This is a genomic window from Nonomuraea sp. NPDC050310 (genome assembly GCF_040655795.1).
Lineage (GTDB): Bacteria > Actinomycetota > Actinomycetes > Streptosporangiales > Streptosporangiaceae > Nonomuraea.
In genome coordinates this window covers 68,262-82,638 of record NZ_JBFAKP010000025.1, presented here as the reverse complement: position 1 = coordinate 82,638, position 14,377 = coordinate 68,262, and the positions used below count along the sequence as shown (strand labels likewise).

At 72.8% G+C, this 14,377-nt stretch carries 18 protein-coding genes and 1 pseudogene; 9 read left to right on the top strand and 10 right to left on the bottom strand.

Going from position 1 to position 14,377, the window contains the following annotated elements:
* Positions 1-69: 69 nt before the first annotated feature.
* Entirely contained in the window at positions 70-1,185 is a 1,116-nt protein-coding gene (locus tag AB0I67_RS37180) for a serine hydrolase domain-containing protein (RefSeq protein WP_357933890.1), read from the top strand.
* A 96-nt stretch (positions 1,186-1,281) separates the two neighbouring features.
* Here AB0I67_RS37180 and AB0I67_RS37175 read toward each other — a convergent pair whose 3' ends face one another.
* Both AB0I67_RS37175 and AB0I67_RS37170 read right to left on the bottom strand, forming a co-directional pair.
* On the bottom strand, positions 1,282-1,497 hold the full coding sequence (locus tag AB0I67_RS37175) for a DUF4287 domain-containing protein (protein ID WP_357933887.1): 216 nt from the start codon (positions 1,495-1,497) through the stop codon (positions 1,282-1,284).
* The gene (locus AB0I67_RS37170) at positions 1,494-2,633 is read right to left on the bottom strand and encodes a DUF418 domain-containing protein (protein WP_357933884.1); all 1,140 of its coding nucleotides are present in this window, start codon (positions 2,631-2,633) and stop codon (positions 1,494-1,496) included. Before AB0I67_RS37170 ends, AB0I67_RS37175 begins: the two co-directional genes overlap by 4 nt.
* A gap of 126 nt (positions 2,634-2,759) precedes the next feature.
* Between AB0I67_RS37170 and AB0I67_RS37165 the strand changes: the two are divergent.
* Both AB0I67_RS37165 and AB0I67_RS37160 read left to right on the top strand, forming a co-directional pair.
* Positions 2,760-2,993 (top strand): annotated as a pseudogene (locus AB0I67_RS37165) (helix-turn-helix domain-containing protein); the annotation flags it as partial.
* Between the two features lie 111 nt (positions 2,994-3,104).
* On the top strand, positions 3,105-3,542 hold the full coding sequence (locus AB0I67_RS37160) for a MarR family transcriptional regulator (RefSeq protein WP_357934044.1): 438 nt from the start codon (positions 3,105-3,107) through the stop codon (positions 3,540-3,542).
* Here AB0I67_RS37160 and AB0I67_RS37155 read toward each other — a convergent pair.
* On the bottom strand, positions 3,517-4,101 hold the full coding sequence (locus AB0I67_RS37155) for a GNAT family N-acetyltransferase (RefSeq protein ID WP_357933882.1): 585 nt from the start codon (positions 4,099-4,101) through the stop codon (positions 3,517-3,519). The two genes, AB0I67_RS37160 and AB0I67_RS37155, sit on opposite strands and share 26 nt — an antisense overlap.
* Positions 4,098-4,640, bottom strand: coding sequence for a DUF664 domain-containing protein (locus AB0I67_RS37150; RefSeq protein ID WP_357933879.1), 543 nt, complete (start codon positions 4,638-4,640; stop codon positions 4,098-4,100). The genes AB0I67_RS37155 and AB0I67_RS37150 overlap by 4 nt, the downstream gene beginning before the upstream one ends.
* A 58-nt stretch (positions 4,641-4,698) precedes the next feature.
* Here AB0I67_RS37150 and AB0I67_RS37145 point away from each other — a divergent pair, with 58 nt between their 5' ends.
* Entirely contained in the window at positions 4,699-5,649 is a 951-nt protein-coding gene (locus tag AB0I67_RS37145) for a WYL domain-containing protein (protein ID WP_357933876.1), read from the top strand.
* A 13-nt stretch (positions 5,650-5,662) separates the two neighbouring features.
* Here AB0I67_RS37145 and AB0I67_RS37140 read toward each other — a convergent pair whose 3' ends face one another.
* Positions 5,663-6,175, bottom strand: coding sequence for a CGNR zinc finger domain-containing protein (locus AB0I67_RS37140; protein ID WP_357933874.1), 513 nt, complete (start codon positions 6,173-6,175; stop codon positions 5,663-5,665).
* A 26-nt stretch (positions 6,176-6,201) separates the two neighbouring features.
* Between AB0I67_RS37140 and AB0I67_RS37135 the strand changes: the two genes are divergently transcribed.
* A complete protein-coding gene (locus tag AB0I67_RS37135) occupies positions 6,202-6,681 on the top strand; it encodes a GNAT family N-acetyltransferase (RefSeq protein ID WP_357933872.1) in 480 nt (159 codons plus the stop codon).
* 16 nt (positions 6,682-6,697) lie between these two features.
* Here AB0I67_RS37135 and AB0I67_RS37130 read toward each other — a convergent pair whose 3' ends face one another.
* The 3 genes from AB0I67_RS37130 to AB0I67_RS37120 are packed head-to-tail and all read right to left on the bottom strand — an operon-like array spanning position 6,698 to position 9,126.
* Complete coding sequence (locus AB0I67_RS37130) at positions 6,698-7,348, bottom strand: sensor domain-containing protein (RefSeq protein WP_357933869.1); 651 nt, start codon at positions 7,346-7,348, stop codon at positions 6,698-6,700.
* Positions 7,349-7,390: 42 nt separating this feature from the next.
* Positions 7,391-8,488 carry an ATP-binding protein gene (locus AB0I67_RS37125; RefSeq protein WP_357933866.1) on the bottom strand — a complete coding sequence of 366 codons (1,098 nt, stop codon included), beginning with the start codon at positions 8,486-8,488 and terminating at the stop codon, positions 7,391-7,393.
* Positions 8,485-9,126: a response regulator transcription factor gene (locus AB0I67_RS37120; RefSeq protein WP_357933863.1), complete on the bottom strand. Its 642-nt coding sequence runs from the start codon at positions 9,124-9,126 to the stop codon at positions 8,485-8,487. The genes AB0I67_RS37125 and AB0I67_RS37120 overlap by 4 nt, the downstream gene beginning before the upstream one ends.
* 90 nt (positions 9,127-9,216) lie before the next feature.
* Between AB0I67_RS37120 and AB0I67_RS37115 the strand changes: the two genes are divergently transcribed.
* From AB0I67_RS37115 to AB0I67_RS37100, 4 genes are read left to right on the top strand one after another with little or no spacing between them, the layout of a single operon-like run.
* Positions 9,217-9,708 (top strand): hypothetical protein, encoded by a 492-nt coding sequence (locus AB0I67_RS37115; protein ID WP_357933861.1) that lies wholly within the window; start codon positions 9,217-9,219, stop codon positions 9,706-9,708.
* Positions 9,705-10,751 (top strand): peptidoglycan-binding protein, encoded by a 1,047-nt coding sequence (locus AB0I67_RS37110; RefSeq protein ID WP_357933859.1) that lies wholly within the window; start codon positions 9,705-9,707, stop codon positions 10,749-10,751. The genes AB0I67_RS37115 and AB0I67_RS37110 overlap by 4 nt, the downstream gene beginning before the upstream one ends.
* Positions 10,748-11,401 carry an ABC transporter ATP-binding protein gene (locus AB0I67_RS37105; protein ID WP_357933856.1) on the top strand — a complete coding sequence of 218 codons (654 nt, stop codon included), beginning with the start codon at positions 10,748-10,750 and terminating at the stop codon, positions 11,399-11,401. Before AB0I67_RS37110 ends, AB0I67_RS37105 begins: the two co-directional genes overlap by 4 nt.
* Positions 11,398-12,579 carry an ABC transporter permease gene (locus tag AB0I67_RS37100; protein WP_357933853.1) on the top strand — a complete coding sequence of 394 codons (1,182 nt, stop codon included), beginning with the start codon at positions 11,398-11,400 and terminating at the stop codon, positions 12,577-12,579. The genes AB0I67_RS37105 and AB0I67_RS37100 overlap by 4 nt, the downstream gene beginning before the upstream one ends.
* Before the next feature lie 10 nt (positions 12,580-12,589).
* On the opposite strand, the gene AB0I67_RS37095 is transcribed toward AB0I67_RS37100, so the two are convergent.
* Complete coding sequence (locus AB0I67_RS37095; RefSeq protein ID WP_357933850.1) at positions 12,590-13,462, bottom strand: GNAT family N-acetyltransferase; 873 nt, start codon at positions 13,460-13,462, stop codon at positions 12,590-12,592.
* A complete protein-coding gene (locus AB0I67_RS37090) occupies positions 13,459-14,364 on the bottom strand; it encodes an AraC family transcriptional regulator (RefSeq protein ID WP_357933847.1) in 906 nt (301 codons plus the stop codon). Before AB0I67_RS37090 ends, AB0I67_RS37095 begins: the two co-directional genes overlap by 4 nt.
* Positions 14,365-14,377: the final 13 nt, after the last annotated feature.

Below are 14,377 nucleotides of genomic sequence, written 5' to 3'. Positions count from 1 at the left end.
CCTGGCGAAGGAGGGGCTCTGCCCGAACGGCCGATCCGGCGGGACCGGCCGCCGACTCATGATCGCCTCATGCGAAGAGCCGGAAGAATCATGATCGCGCTGGCATTGGCGACCTCGGTGACCGCCCTGGCCCAGCCCGCCCGGGCGGACGCGGACCCGTGCGAGCACGGCGAAGCCCGGGCGCTGCTGCGCGAGCTCAGGGTGATCGGCGCGGTCCTGACCGTGGAACGGCCCGGTTGCCGCCCTTGGACCGCGGCGGCCGGCCGGGCCGAGCTCGGACGCGAGCGGGCCATGCGCGGCGACGAGCGGTTCCGGATCGGCAGCGTGACGAAGACCTTCACCGCGACCGTCGTCCTCCAACTGGTCGCCGAGGGGCGGCTGGAGCTGGACCGGCCGGTCGTGGACTACCTGCCCGGCCTGGTTCCGGCGGCGATCACCGTCCGCGAGGTGCTCGACCACACCAGCGGGCTCGGCGACTACACCAAGGCCCTCGACCTGGGCCGCGCCGACGAGTGGCGGCTGAAGCGGTACGAGGCCGCCGACCTGGTCGCCCGGGGCGTCCGGCTGAAGGGCACGCCGCGCGGCGAGTGGCACTACTCCAACACCAACTACCTGGTCGCCGGCCTGCTGGTGGAGAAGGTCACCGGCAACGACGTCGGCCGCGAGGTGACCCGGCGGATCCTGCGCCCGCTCGGGCTGCGGGACAGCTCCTGGCCGGGGAACACCACCAAGATCCCGGGACGGCACGCGCACGGCTACTTCCCGCTGCCCGACGGCCCGGCGGACGTGACGAGGAGCTTCCACCCCAGCCTGGCGGGGGCGAGCGGCGCGCTGATCTCGACGCCGGCCGACGTCAACCGCTTCCTCGCCGCCCTGCTCGACGGCCGGCTGCTGCCCGACCACGTGCTGGCCCGGATGCGGGAGGGCGTGGCGACCGGCAACCGCCTCTGGCCCGGGGCGAGGTACGGGCTGGGCCTGGTGAGCACGCCGTCCCGGGCCTGCGAAGGCGTCTGGTACGGCCATCGTGGCAGCTTCTACGGCTACCGCACGCTGGCCGGCGCCACGGCCGACGGGCGAAGGGCCACGGTGGCGGTCAACGCCTACCCGCTGCCGAAGGCCGTGGAGACCAAGCTGAGGGAGCTGGTGGATCGGGCCCTGTGCGGAAACGCCGCCCGCGACCGGTAGGTCGGGGCGGCGGCCCGTCACGGAGGAGAGCCGCCAGCCGCACGCAGGCGGACTCTCACCTGCTTAGATGCCGGAGATCACCAACTGGTTCGCGACCTAGCCCTGCTGGGCGCGGAAGTGCGCGACGAGCGCGTTGGCGTGACCGTGGCCCAGGCCGTGCTCGGTCTTCAGCCAGGAGACGAGCTCCATGTGCTTGGTCAGGGGAGAGGCCTGGATCAGGTCCAGCCACTCCTGGACGGGCTTGCCGTACTTCTTCTCGATGGCCGGGAAGTAGCTGCTCGGGTCGCCCTTGGCGGGGGTCGATGCGGTCATGGGGAAAGTCTGGCAGGGGCCTCCACCTGCGAGGACACGGGGGTCTCCGGGCGGTCGGCGAGCTTGCGCAGGAGAACCTCACCGGGTCCGCGGTACCCGGCGGCGTGCATCAGCCAGGCGAGCAGGAGCGAGACGACCCAGACCGCGACCGCGATCACGAAGGTGGCCGCGAAGCTCAGGTCGTCGTGCAGGCCGAGGCCGAAGGGGTAGAAGAGCACGACCCACACCACGGCCTGGAAGAGGTAGAAGCTCAGCGAGCGCTGGCCCAGGGCGGTCAGGGCGGTGGTGAGCGGGCCACGGCGGTGGATGCGCACGGCGATGAGGCCGATGGCCGCGGCCATGCCGACGCCGCCGGCGTACCCGGTCAGGTCGTGCCCGACGGCGATGGCCCAGCGCAGCGGCGTCGCGGGCAGCGGGAAGGCGCCGGCGGCCAGGAGCGCGGCGGGCAGCCGGCCGATCAGGGCGAGGGCGAGGCCGCCGTAGGCGAGCCGGCGCAGGAGGGGCAGGTGCCGCTCGGGCTCGTCGAGCAGCCGGCGGCGGGCGGCCCAGATGCCGGCCAGCATGCCGGGGACGACCATGATGGTGCCGGCCAGCGCGTTGCCGGGCCAGGTGGGGAGGTTGCCGATCACGTGCTCGCCGAAGGTGCCGGCCATGAAGGAGGTCATGGTGACCGGCCCGGCCTGGGCGATGACGCTCTGCCAGGCCAGCAGCAGGGTCGCCGGGATCAGCGTCAGGCCGGCCGTCCACCACAGGACCGAGTCCCTGGCCCGCACCATGGGAGCGAGGGCCAGCAGGGTCAGCCCGTAGACCGCGATGATGTCGAACGGCACCAGCAGCGCGGTGTTCAGCAGGCCGATCGCGATCAGCCACCAGGCCCGGCGGCGCATCAGCTTGCGGGTGGAGATCCACTCCAGGCCCTTGGCCCGGCGGCTGTGCGCCAGTTGCCCGAGGCCGTAGCCGAACAGGAAGATGAACATGTCCCGGGCCTGGTTGTCGGCGATCAGCGATTTGGTGAACGCGAGCCAGGCGGGGCCGCTCCAGTCGCCGACGAAGGCGGGCGCGTGGGCCAGAGCGATGAGGAGCAACATGAAGCCGCGGGCCAGGTCGGGGGCGAGCGAGCGAGTCTTGTTCAACACCTGGCGAACGCTACGTTGCATTCAAGCTTCGATCAATCCATAATCTGAGGAATTGCTCCGTTTGTGCAGGATAAAGAGTCCGAGAATTGCATCTAGTCTCCGCCTGAACGCAACGGCACTATTGCAATGGCCTCGGAACCGAACGCAACGGAGGACACCTGGATGCCCGGAGGACGGCTGACCGCGCAGGACCGCAAGGACATCGCCGCCGGTCTGGCCGAAGGGCTGGGCTACGCCGAGATCGCCCGCCGCCTCGACCGCCCGACCTCGACGATCAGCCGCGAGGTCGCGCGCAACGGCGGCCCGGAGTCCTACCGGGCCGACCGGGCCCAGCGCGAGACCGGCAAGCGGGCCAAGCGCTCCGGCCCGGCCGCCCCCAAGGTCCCGGCCATCCCCAATCCCTTCGGCCGCGACCCGCGCGCGGTGCGCGCCTTCGAGGAACGCCTGGTCGAGGTGCTGGTCAGCGGCGGCATGCCGCAGATGGCGGCCCGGGTCATGGTGACGCTCTACCTCACCGACAGCGGCACCCTCACCGCGGCCGAGCTCGTCGCCCGGCTCCAGGTCAGCCCGGCGTCCATCTCCCTGGCGGTCGGCTTCCTCGAAAGCCAGGAACTGCTCACCAGGCGTCGCGACCCGCGCCGCCGCCGCGACCTGTACGTCGTGGACGACGACGTCTGGCTCCGGTCCTGGCTGGCCAGCGTGCAGGCGAACGCGGCCCTGGTCGAGACCTCGCGGCAGGGCGTCGCCGTCATGGGCGCCGGCACCCCGGCCGGCGCACGCCTGGACGACATGAGCCGGCTGCTCGGGCACCTCATGGACGACATGCTCAGATCCGCCGAACACTGGCGCAAGGTCTTCGCCGCCCGCAGGTCCGGCGAGGCGGTCAAGGACCGAACTCCACCCGCATGATCACCCGGCGCAGCGTCGGCCGGCACACCTCCGTGAAGCCCGCCTCCTCGAACACCTGCACCGCGCCCACGTGCAGCTCGCCCCAGGTGATCTCCTTGCCCGGCTGGGTGAGCATCGCGTACGCCTCCAGCGCGCGAGCCCCCCGCTCCCTGGCGTACGGGACGACCGCGCGTGCCAGCTCGTAGGTCAGCCCCCGGCCCCGATACCCCTTGCGCACCACGAAGCAGGTGACCGACCAGACGCCCTCGTCGTCCTTGTCCTCCTCGCGCCCGCTCCACGGCACCCGCAACGTGCGCAACTTCGGGTAGGCGACGCGCGGCTCCACCGCCACCCACGCGACCGGCTCGCCGTCGAGGTAGGCGACCAGCCCGCTGGTCTCCGGCGCCGCCGTCTGGGAGCGCAGCGCCGCGGTCCGCTGGTCCAGGGTGGAGTCGCGCCAGATCCAGCCCTCCACCTTGAAGCGCTGGCACAGGCAGCGGCTCGCCTCGCGGACGCTGAAGATCGCCTGCAGATCCGCCCAGGGGGCCTCGTTGGCCGGGACGATGGTCAACTTGCTCATGCCTGTGGCGGGTCCTCGCCGACCAGGCCGTCGATCGCCTCGCGGAACAGGTCGGCGTGGCCCACGTGCCGGGCGTACTCGTCGTGCAGGTCGGTCAGCACGCGCCGCAGGTTGGGGGAGTCGCCGTCCCGCGTCCTGAACTTCGAGCGCTGGTCGAGCCCGCCGTGCGGCAGGATCTCGGCCAGAGCCGCCCGCGACCGGTCGACCGCGCCCTGCCACAGCGCGTACAACTCCTCCGGGCTGTCCCCGTCCACCGCCCAGCCGCCCTGCGGGTCGGCCTTCGTCCATGGCTCACCCAGGGGCCGGCCCAGCAGGTCGACGCAGGTCCGTTCGTCCTCCACCAGCGCCAGGTGCTTGATCAGCCCGGCGAGCGTCATCGCGCTCGGCGGGTGCCGCCGGTGCAGCGCCTCCGCGTCCAGGCCGCCCACCTTCCAGGCGAACTGCGCCCGCGAGCGGTCGAGCGCGAACAGCGCCATCTCGACCTCCCCGGCGTCCATGGCCGGCTCCTCGATCGACGTGTCGAGCAGGTTCTTCTCCATGTCGGGCGATGTTAGATTCCATTCCGGACGTTCTACTGCCGGATTGTGAGCGTGTTCGGTGAAATCTGACGCCGGTCCTGCCGCGCGGGCCCTTCTCGCCCTCGAACTGCTGCAGAACCAGCCCGGCATCCGCGCCGACGCCCTGGCCGACCGGCTCGGCGTCTCCGAGCGGGCCGCGCGCCGCTACGTCGGCATCCTGCGCGAGGCCGGCATCCCCGTCGAGTCCACCCGTGGCCCCTACGGCGGCTACCGCGTCGGCCGGGGTCTGCGGCCCCCGCCGCTCGTCTTCACCGCCGACGAGGCCCTCGGCCTGGTCATGGCCGTGCTCGACGGCCACCACGACGCCGGTGACGGGCCGGTGGGCGCCGCCCTCGGCAAGATCGTCCGGGCGCTGCCCGCGCCGGTCGCCGCCCAGGTCGAGGCGGTCCGCCGGACCACCGCCCCGGCTCCCGACCGCGCCGCCGCCCGCCCCGACCCGCACCTGACCACCGCCCTGGTCCAGGCCTGCTCCCGCCACCAGCGGGTACGGCTGGCGTACCGCACCGGCGGCGGAGCCGCCCGCGAGTTCGAGGTCGACCCCTGGGCCGTGGTCGTCCGGCACGGCCGCTGGTACCTGCTGTGCTGGTCGCACACCGCCTCCGCCCGCCGCGCCTACCGCGTCGACCGCATGGCCGCCGTCGCCGCCCTCCCCGCGACCTTCGACCCGCCCGCCGGCCTCGACCCCGTGGCCGTGCTGGAGGAGCACCTCGCCGTCGGCTGGGACTACGAGGTCGACGTGCTCATCCACGCCCCCGCCGCGCTCGCCGCCCGCTGCCTGCCCCGCGCTCTCGGGCTGCTGACCGACCTCTCCCCGCAGTCGTGCCGGCTGACCGGCACCACCAGCAACCCGGCCTGGTACGCCGAGCAACTCGCCGTCCTCCCGGCCCCGTTCCGCGTGGCAGGCTGCCCCGAGCTTCGCGCCGCCGTACGCGAGCTGGCCGAACGGCTGCTGGCCGCTTCGGAGGCGTGACCGCCGCGGCTGCTCAGCCCGCCCGGTGCCGGCGGACCGCGTCCCGGTTGGCGCACCGCGGCGAGCAGTAGCGCTGCCGCCCGGTGCGGGAGGTGTCGGCGAAGATCGTGGCGCACTCGGTCACGGCGCACCGCCCGAGCCGGTGCATCCCTCGCCCCACCAGGTGCAACGCGGTCCCCACGGAGATGAGCGCGAACAGCACCGAGCCGAGCGATTGCCGGTCGTCGCGGTAGTGCAGGTGCCAGCCGGTCCCCGCGTGGTCGGTCAGCCGGGGGTAGGCGGCCGACTCCGCCAGCATGCGATTGACCAGCTCGGCGCGTTCGTGCTCGCCGGCGGCGTCGACGACCTTCTCCCACCTCTCCAGAACGGCGTGGACCCGGTCCACGTCCTCAGGCGTGGCCGGCCGCTCCAGCACGAGCCCCGCCGCCCGGCAACGGTCCGCGAGTTCCTGAGCGGTCGCCGGGCGCCGGTTGGCCAGATCCGCGGCCAGGTTCACCGCATCCTCGCCGTAAGGGTTGAAGCGCATAAGACCATTACATCAATCTGATCCGCATGACCCATCACCCCGATGTACGGCAGGCGTCCAAGGACGACATCGCCGAGCTCGTCCGCCTGCGGGCCCTGCTGTTCGAGGACCTCGGCGGCGACTTCTTCAACCCCTCGTCGGCAGGCGACGACTGGCGGGACGCCCTCGCCTCGGTCCTGGAGGCCAAACTGGCGCAGGACGACGCACGGATCCTGGTCGTGGACGGCGTCGGCGGCCTGGCCGCCTGCGGCATCGGCACCATCGAGCAGTGGTTTCCCGGCCCGCACTCACGCAACGGCCGGATCGGGCACGTGATCGGCGTGGTCACCGATCCGGCGCACCGACGGCGCGGCCACAGCCGCGCGATCATGCAGGGGCTGCTCGACTGGTTCCGGGAACGCGAGGCCGTGCGCGTGGACCTGTTCGCCTCCCGGGAGGGTGAACCGCTCTACCGGGAGCTCGGCTTCTTCGATCATCCCGACCCCGCGCTGTGCTGGAAGCCGTGACGAGCCGGCGGGCTGGTCAGAGGGCGGCCATGGCCATCGGGCGGGGCCGCGTGCCGTACACGGGCCGGGTGAGCAGCGCCTGGGCCAGCGAGGCGCGCAGGAGGGTGGCGGTGCGGACGACCGGGATGAGGGTGAGCGCGAAGAGGACCCCGGCCAGGGTGCTGAAGCCCAGGTAGGCGCCGAGCCCGTCGCCGAGGCCGAGCAGCTCGGGCAGCGTCGTCTGCGACTCCGACAGGTTGTACAGGATCCAGCCGTACAGCGGGAAGGTGAGCCCCGCGATGGCGCCGGCCCACCAGGTGACGGTGATCACGAAGGCGACGATGGCGAACGGGAAGTTGATGATCGCGTGCAGCAGGTCGAGGAAGGCCTGGCCGCGCGTCAGCGGGTGCATGGTGCGGCGGAACCACCCGGCCCAGCTCGGCGCCTCGGAGTAGTCGGGCACGGCGAGCGGCCGGTCGATCACCTCGGCGAGGCCGCCGCGCTCGAAGTCGGCGAAGCGGCGGGCGGCGCCGGCGGTGCCGGCCAGGACGGGCAGGCCGACGAAGGCGACCGCGCTGCCGACTCCGGCGGCGACGCCGGCGATCGTGACGCTGAAGGACAGCGCTGAGGCGGGCAGTCCGGCCAGGCAGTAGCGGGTGTCGGCGGTGAGGCGCTGGAGGGAGTTCATGCCCATAAAACTACGGATCGGGGCCTGGCGGCTCGATCCTGCTCACCGGCGAACCGGGGGTAGGGCCAGCCCTACTGCCAGGCCCCCGTCCGGGCGGGCTCGGGCGCTGGCCGTACCGCCGTGGGCGTCCATGATCGCGCGGACGATGGACAGGCCGAGCCCGGCGCCCTTGGCCGAGCGCACGCGCTCGCCCTGCGCCCGCCGGAACGGCTCGAACAGGTCGTCCACCTCGTACGGCGCGACCGCCGGCCCGGTGTTCTCGACGACGAGCGAGCCGGTGCCGTCGACGCGCACCCACACCTCGCCGTCGCGGTGGTTGTACTTGACCGCGTTCTCCAGCAGGTTGAACACGGCCCGTTCGAGCAGCAGCGGGTCACCCTCCACGGTCACCGGCGAGAGGTCGTGGTGGATGGTGACCGAGCGCTTGCGGGCCAGGTCGAGCTGGTCGAGCGCCGCCTTCACCACGGCCGACAGCTCGACCGGCCGGCGCACGCCCAGCTCCTCGGCCGATTCGGCGAGCAGGAGCAGCCCCTCGATCAGCCGCTCATAGCGGGCGTTGGTGCTGAGCAGCGTGCGTGCCAGCGTCCGGAGGTCTTCGGAGCTGTCCGGCTCCTCCAGCGAGACCTCCAGCACGGTCCGGTTGATCGCCAGCGGGGTGCGCAGCTCGTGGGAGGCGTTGGCGATGAAGCGCCGCTGGTTGTCGAAGACGCGGTGCAGCCGGTCGAGCATGGCGTCGAAGGTGTCGGCGAGCTTCTTGACCTCGTCGTCGGGCCCTTCCAGGCCGATGCGCTCGTGCAGCGTGCTCTCCGACAGCCGCCGGGCGGTCTGGGTGACCAGGTCGAGGGGGCGCAGGGCCCGGTCGGCGACGAAGTAACCGATCACCAGCGCGACCAGCCCCACGATGACCAGGATGGTGATCGAGGTGCGCAGCATGTCCTGCTGCACGCCGTCCTCGACGGTCGAGAGCTTCTCGAACAGGACGTCGGCGGAGGCGGCGTCCACCGGCTTCGCGCCGACGATCTTCGTCTTGAGCGAGCGGGTGTTGAACAGGTGCGAGAACCACACCAGCACCGCCCCGGCCAGGAAGAACAGCCCGCCGTAGATCAGCGTGAGCCGGGTGCGCAGGCCGAGCCGTCTCACAGGCGATACCCCCGACCCGGCACGTTCTCGATCACCGAGGGCGTGCCCAGCTTGCGGCGCAACGAGGTCATGGTCACCCGCAGCACCCCGGAGTCGGGCGCGAACTCGTCCCAGACCCGGCGGCGCAACTCGGCCGAGCTGACCAGCTCGCCGCCGGCCTCCAGCAGGGCGCGCAGCAGGTCGAACTCCTTGCGGTTGAGCCCCACGGCCGCGCCGTTCCTGGCCACCGTACGGCGAGCCGGGTCGAGCACGATGCCGCGCCGCTCCAGCGGGGGCGTCTCCGGACGGCCCACCCGCCGCCCCAAGGTGCGGACGCGGGCGACCAGTTCGGCGAAGACGAACGGCTTGGCCAGGTAGTCGTCCGCGCCCAGTCCCAGCCCCTGGACCCGGTCGTGCACCCGGCCGGCGGCGGTGAGCATCAGCACCCGGCTCGACCCGCCGAGCGAGCGGCAGACCTCGTCGCCGTGCACCTCGGGCAGGTCGCGGTCGAGCACGACGACGTCGTAGTCGACGTAGGAGGCCCGTTCGAGCGCTTCCCGCCCGTCGTAGGCGACGTCCACCGCCATCGCGTGCAGCCGCAGGCCGCGGGCGATCGCGTCGGCCATCTGCTCCTCGTCCTCCACCACCAGCACTCTCATGCCGCTGAGCCTGCCGTGCGGGGTGTTAGACCCCGGTAAGCCTTATGAGCCTTATCCACGTTTAGCGCCCGGCTCGCTGGAGTGTGCGGCATGAAGCCACGTTTCGTGCCGGCCCTGCTGCTGGCCCTCGCCCTGTCCGCCTGCGGCTCGACCGCGACCGCCACGGGAGCCGGTACCGGTACCGGCTCGCCCTCCGCCTCGCCCTCCGTCGACCGCCAGCAGGCCGCCCTCAAGTTCGCCCAGTGCATGCGCGAGAACGGCGTGCAGATGGAGGACCCCGGCGCCAACGGCATGATCAAGATCCAGGGCGGTCCCGGCGACCGCGAGAAGGTGGAGAAGGCGCAGAAGGCCTGCCAGCAGCATATGCAGGGCTCCGTCGGCGACCGGGCCGGCGGCCTGTCCAAGGAGGAGCACGACCGGCTGCTCAAGTTCGCGCAGTGCATGCGCGACAACGGCGTCCCGATGGACGACCCGGGCATGGACGGCCGCATCGAGTTCAAGATCTCCAAGGACATCGGCGAGAAGAAGGTCGAGGCGGCACAGGCCGCCTGCAAGGAGTACGCGCCGGGCGGCAAGGGATGAGGCGGGTCCTCACCGCGGCGGCCGCGATCGGGGTGATCGCGGCCGGCGGCTGGCTCGCGCTCGGCCTCGCCGAGCCGGTCGTCGCCCCCACCAGCGCCGGCGCCCCCACGGTCGCGGCCACGGCCGAGATCACCCGCCGCGACCTGGTGGACCGGGAGAAGGTCGACGGCACGCTCACCTACGCCGACCGGCAACGCATCACCACCGAGCGGGCCGGCACCGTGACCTGGACCCCCGACCCCGGCCGCATCGTGCGGCGCGGCCAGTCGCTGATCAAGGTGGACCGCGAACCGGTCACCCTCCTGTACGGCACGCTCCCCCTCTACCGGGAGCTGTCGTGGGGCGTGAGCGACGGCCCCGACATCACCCAGCTCCGCCGCAACCTCAAGGCCCTCGGCTACGACGTGGACGTGGAGGACGAGTTCGACTACGAGACCTACGCCGCGGTCCTGGAGTGGCAGCAGGACCGCGGCCTGGAGGAGACCGGCCGCATCACCGCCGGCCACGTCGTCTTCCTGCCCGGCGCGGTCCGGGTCGGCGAGATCAAGGCCGAGGTCGGCGCGAAGGTGCGGCCCGGCCAGGAGATCATGACCGTCAGCGGCACCACGCTCCAGGTGCACGTGGACCTCGACGCGGCCGAGCAGGCCCTGGCCAGGAAGGGCGCCCGGGCGCGGATCGAGCTGCCCGGCGGCGAGACGGTCTCGGGACGCATCGTCGAGGTGGGCAAGGTGGCCGAGTCCTCCGGCGGCCAGGACCCGCGCACCACCATCGACGTCGAGATCGCCCTGGACAAGAAGCCGAAGACCCGGCTCGACCAGGCCCCGGTCGAGGTCGAGCTGCAGAGCGAGAAGCACGAGAACGTGCTCGCCGTCCCGGTGGAGGCCCTGCTGGCCACCCGCGAGGGCGGGTTCGGGCTGGAGGTCGTCGAGGCGGGCGGCAGCCGGGTCGTCCCGGTCGAGCTCGGCACCTTCGCCGAGGGCCTGGTCGAGGTCGAGGGCCCGGGCCTGACCGAGGGCATGAAGGTCGGGGTGCCCGCGACATGATCATCGAGCTGAAGGCGGTGACCAAGGTCTACGGCGGGAACGTCCAGGCCCTTCGCGGCGTCGATCTGCAGGTCGAGCAGGGGGAGTTGCTGGCCATCGTCGGGCCGTCCGGATCGGGCAAGTCGACCATGCTGCACATGATCGGCACGCTCGACCGGCCGACCAGCGGGACCGTGCGCATCGCCGGTCACGACGTCGCCACGCTCAACGACCGCCGGCTCTCCGCCCTGCGCGCCCGGCACCTGGGCTTCGTCTTCCAGCACTTCCACCTCTCGCCCGGCGTCCCGGCCGTGGACAACGTGGCCGACGGCCTGCTGTACAGCGGGGTCCCGATCCGGGAACGCCGCGAGCGGGCCGCGGCGGCGCTGCGCCGGGTGGGCCTCGGGCACCGGCTCGGCCACCGGCCCAACCAGATGTCCGGCGGCGAGCAGCAGCGGGTCGCCATCGCGCGGGCCGTGGTCGGCGACCCGCCGCTGCTGCTGGCCGACGAGCCGACCGGCAACCTCGACTCCGCCAGCGGGGCGGAGGTGCTGAGGCTGCTGAAGGAGCTCAACGACGCCGGCACCACGATCGCGATCATCACGCACGACAACGACATCGCCGAGTGGTGTCCCCGCCAGGTACGGGTGCGCGACGGGAGGCTGGCATGAAGCCGGCACGCCTCTCGCCGGGCGACGTGCTGCGCGTGGGCGCGGCCGGGCTGCGCAGCAGGCCCGCGCGGGTGATCCTGTCCGCGCTGGGCATCGCGATCGGCATCGCCACCATGATCGCGGTGATCGGCATCTCGTCCTCCTCGCGCGAGCAGCTCCTGCGCCAGCTCGACCGGCTCGGCACCAACCTGCTGACCGTCGCGCCCGGCCAGACCGTCTTCGGCGAGCAGGCCAAGCTGCCGGAGACCGCCCTGGCCATGGTCGGCCGGATCGACCAGGTCCAGACCGCCGCCGCCACCGGCGTCGTCGACACCTCGGTGCGGCGCACCAACCACATCTCCGAGGCGGTCACCGGCGGCATCACCGTCCAGGCCGCCTCCACCGAGCTGCTCACCACGCTGGAGGGCGAGGTCGTCACCGGCGCCTGGCTCAACGACGCCACCGGCCGGCAGCCGGCCGTCGTGCTGGGCGCGGAGGCGGCCAAGCGGCTCGGCGTCACCAGGACCGGCGTGCGGGTCTGGATCGGCAACCGCTGGTTCACCGTGCTCGGCGTGCTCGGGCCGATGCCGCTCGCCCCCGAGATCGAGCGCTCGGCGCTGGTCGGGTTCCCGGCGGCGGAGAAGTACCTCGGGTTCGACGGGCATCCGACGACCGTCTACGAACGTTCGGCCGACGAGGCGGTCGAGCAGGTGCGGACCCTGCTGCCGCGCACGGTCAACCCGCAGGCCCCCGAGGAGGTGCAGGTCAGCCGTCCCTCCGACGCGCTGGCCGCCAAGGCCGCCGCGGCCGGGGCCTTCACCAGCCTGCTGCTCGGCCTGGGTGCGGTGGCGCTGCTGGTGGGCGGGGTCGGCGTGGCCAACACCATGGTCATCTCGGTGCTGGAGCGGCGCAGGGAGATCGGCCTGCGGCGCTCGCTCGGGGCGACGCGGGGGCAGGTGCGGACGCAGTTCCTGGCCGAGTCGCTGCTGCTGTCGGCGCTCGGCGGAGCCGTCGGAGCGGTGCTGGGCACGGCCGCGACCATGGGGTACGCGGTGTGGCGGGACTGGCCGCCGGTCGTGCCGCCCTGGGCGATCCTCGGCGCGGTCGGCGCGACCCTGGTGATCGGCACGATCGCCGGGATCTACCCGGCGATGCGCGCCGCCCGCCTGTCGCCCACCGTCGCGCTCACCACGACGTAAGAGCGCCCGCTCAGGACACCTTGAGCCGGTAGCCGTAGGTCTCGTGGGCGACCTGGAAGCCCAGCCCGCGATACAGGGCGGCGGCCGGGAGGTTCTCGGCGTTGTGGTTGACGCTCGCCGAGCGCAGCCCGGCCGCCCGCATCTCGGCCAGCGCGTGCGCCATGACCGCCCGCGCCAGGCCGAGGCGGCGGAAGCCGGCGTGCGTGCCGACCGGCTCGAAGTGGCCGGTCCCGTTGCGCGGGTCGGTCCAGGCCACGGTGAAGGCCCCCACCCGACCCTCCGGGTCGACCGCGACCACGGCCGGGGCCTGCGCGCGGCCCAGGATCAGCCGGCCGTAGTCGGCCCCGCGCCAGTCGGAGCCGAAGGCGCTGTTGTGCGCCTCGGCCAGCGTCCAGGCGTCGCTGCCGGTCGCCTGCCGTACGGTGAAGCCGTAGGGGAGCAGCGCCTCGGGCACCGGCTCGGCCAGGGAACGGTCGTTCACGTGGTCCCAGACCCGGAAGCGCTCGAAGCCCAGCCGGTGCAGCAGCTCGATGCGGCTGCTCGAACAGTCGAGCACGTCGGTCAGCACGTACGGCCGGCCCGAGGCCGCGGTGGCGCGCGCGGCGAACTCCAGCAGCTCCGCCTCCGTCTCCGACCCGGCCAGCTCCGGCGCCACGAACAGGTCGAAGGCCTCGCCGAAGCGCATCGTCAGCGCCAGGGCGACGATCTCGCCGCCGTCCTCCCACAGGTGCACGCGGTCGGGGTCGCCGCGCAGGTTCTCGTAGATGCGGTGCGGCACCTCGCCCACGTGGTCGTAGGCGCAGCGCCCGCCGCGTTCGATCCAGCCGGAGAAGGCGTCCAGGAGCCGGGGCAGCTCGGCGTGGGTGTAGGGGCGAACTCTCATCGACCTGCTCGATGCTCCTGGGGGCTGACGCCGCGCACGCGCTTGAAGGCGGCGCTGAGCGCGAAGGGGCTGCCGTAGCCGACCTTCCGTGCCACCGTACCGATCGTCGCGCCCGGCTCGCGCAGCAGGTCGGCGGCGAGGGTGAGCCGCCAGTCGGTCAGGTAGCTCATCGGGGGCTCGCCGACCAGGTCGGTGAAGGTGCGGGCGAAGGTGGCGCGGGAGACGCCGACCCGCTCGGCCAGCGCGGCGACCGTCCACGGGTGTGCGGGGTCGTTGTGCATCAGCCGCAGCGCCCGGCCCACCACGGGGTCGCCGAAGGCGAGGTACCAGTGCGTGTCCCGCGAGGCGAACCAGCCGCGCAGCACCGCGATGACCAGCAGGTCGAGCAGCCGGTCGAGGACGACCTCCTGGCCGGGGTCGTCCTTGCCGATCTCGTGGTCGAGCAGAGCCACCAGCGGGCTGTCCACCGCGGGCATGACGACCAGCGGCGGCAGAGCCCGCAGCAGCCGCTTGCTGACCTCGGAGTCGAGCTGGTAGCTGCCGATCAGCATCGCCGTCGCGCCGTCGGGGGAGGTGCCCCAGGTGCGCAGGCCCAGGCTCATCTCCTGCACCAGCTCGCGGCCGTCGAGCGTACGGCAGTGCTGGCCGGGGTCGATGACGATCTGGACCGGGGAGGACGGGTCGTCGCAGAAGGTCAGCGGCTCGGGGCCGCGGGTGATGACCACGTCGCCCTGGCGGAGCCGTACGTCGGGCAGGACCCACGCGTCGCCGCGCAACATGACCACGACGCTCAGCGGCGCCTCGTCCTGCACCAGGATCGACCACGGCGGGTCGAGCAGAGCCCGGACGAGGAAGGCGCCCTGCGCCCGCGGGCCGCTGAGAAGTCCGGCGAGTGCGTCCATGCGTGAGACGATA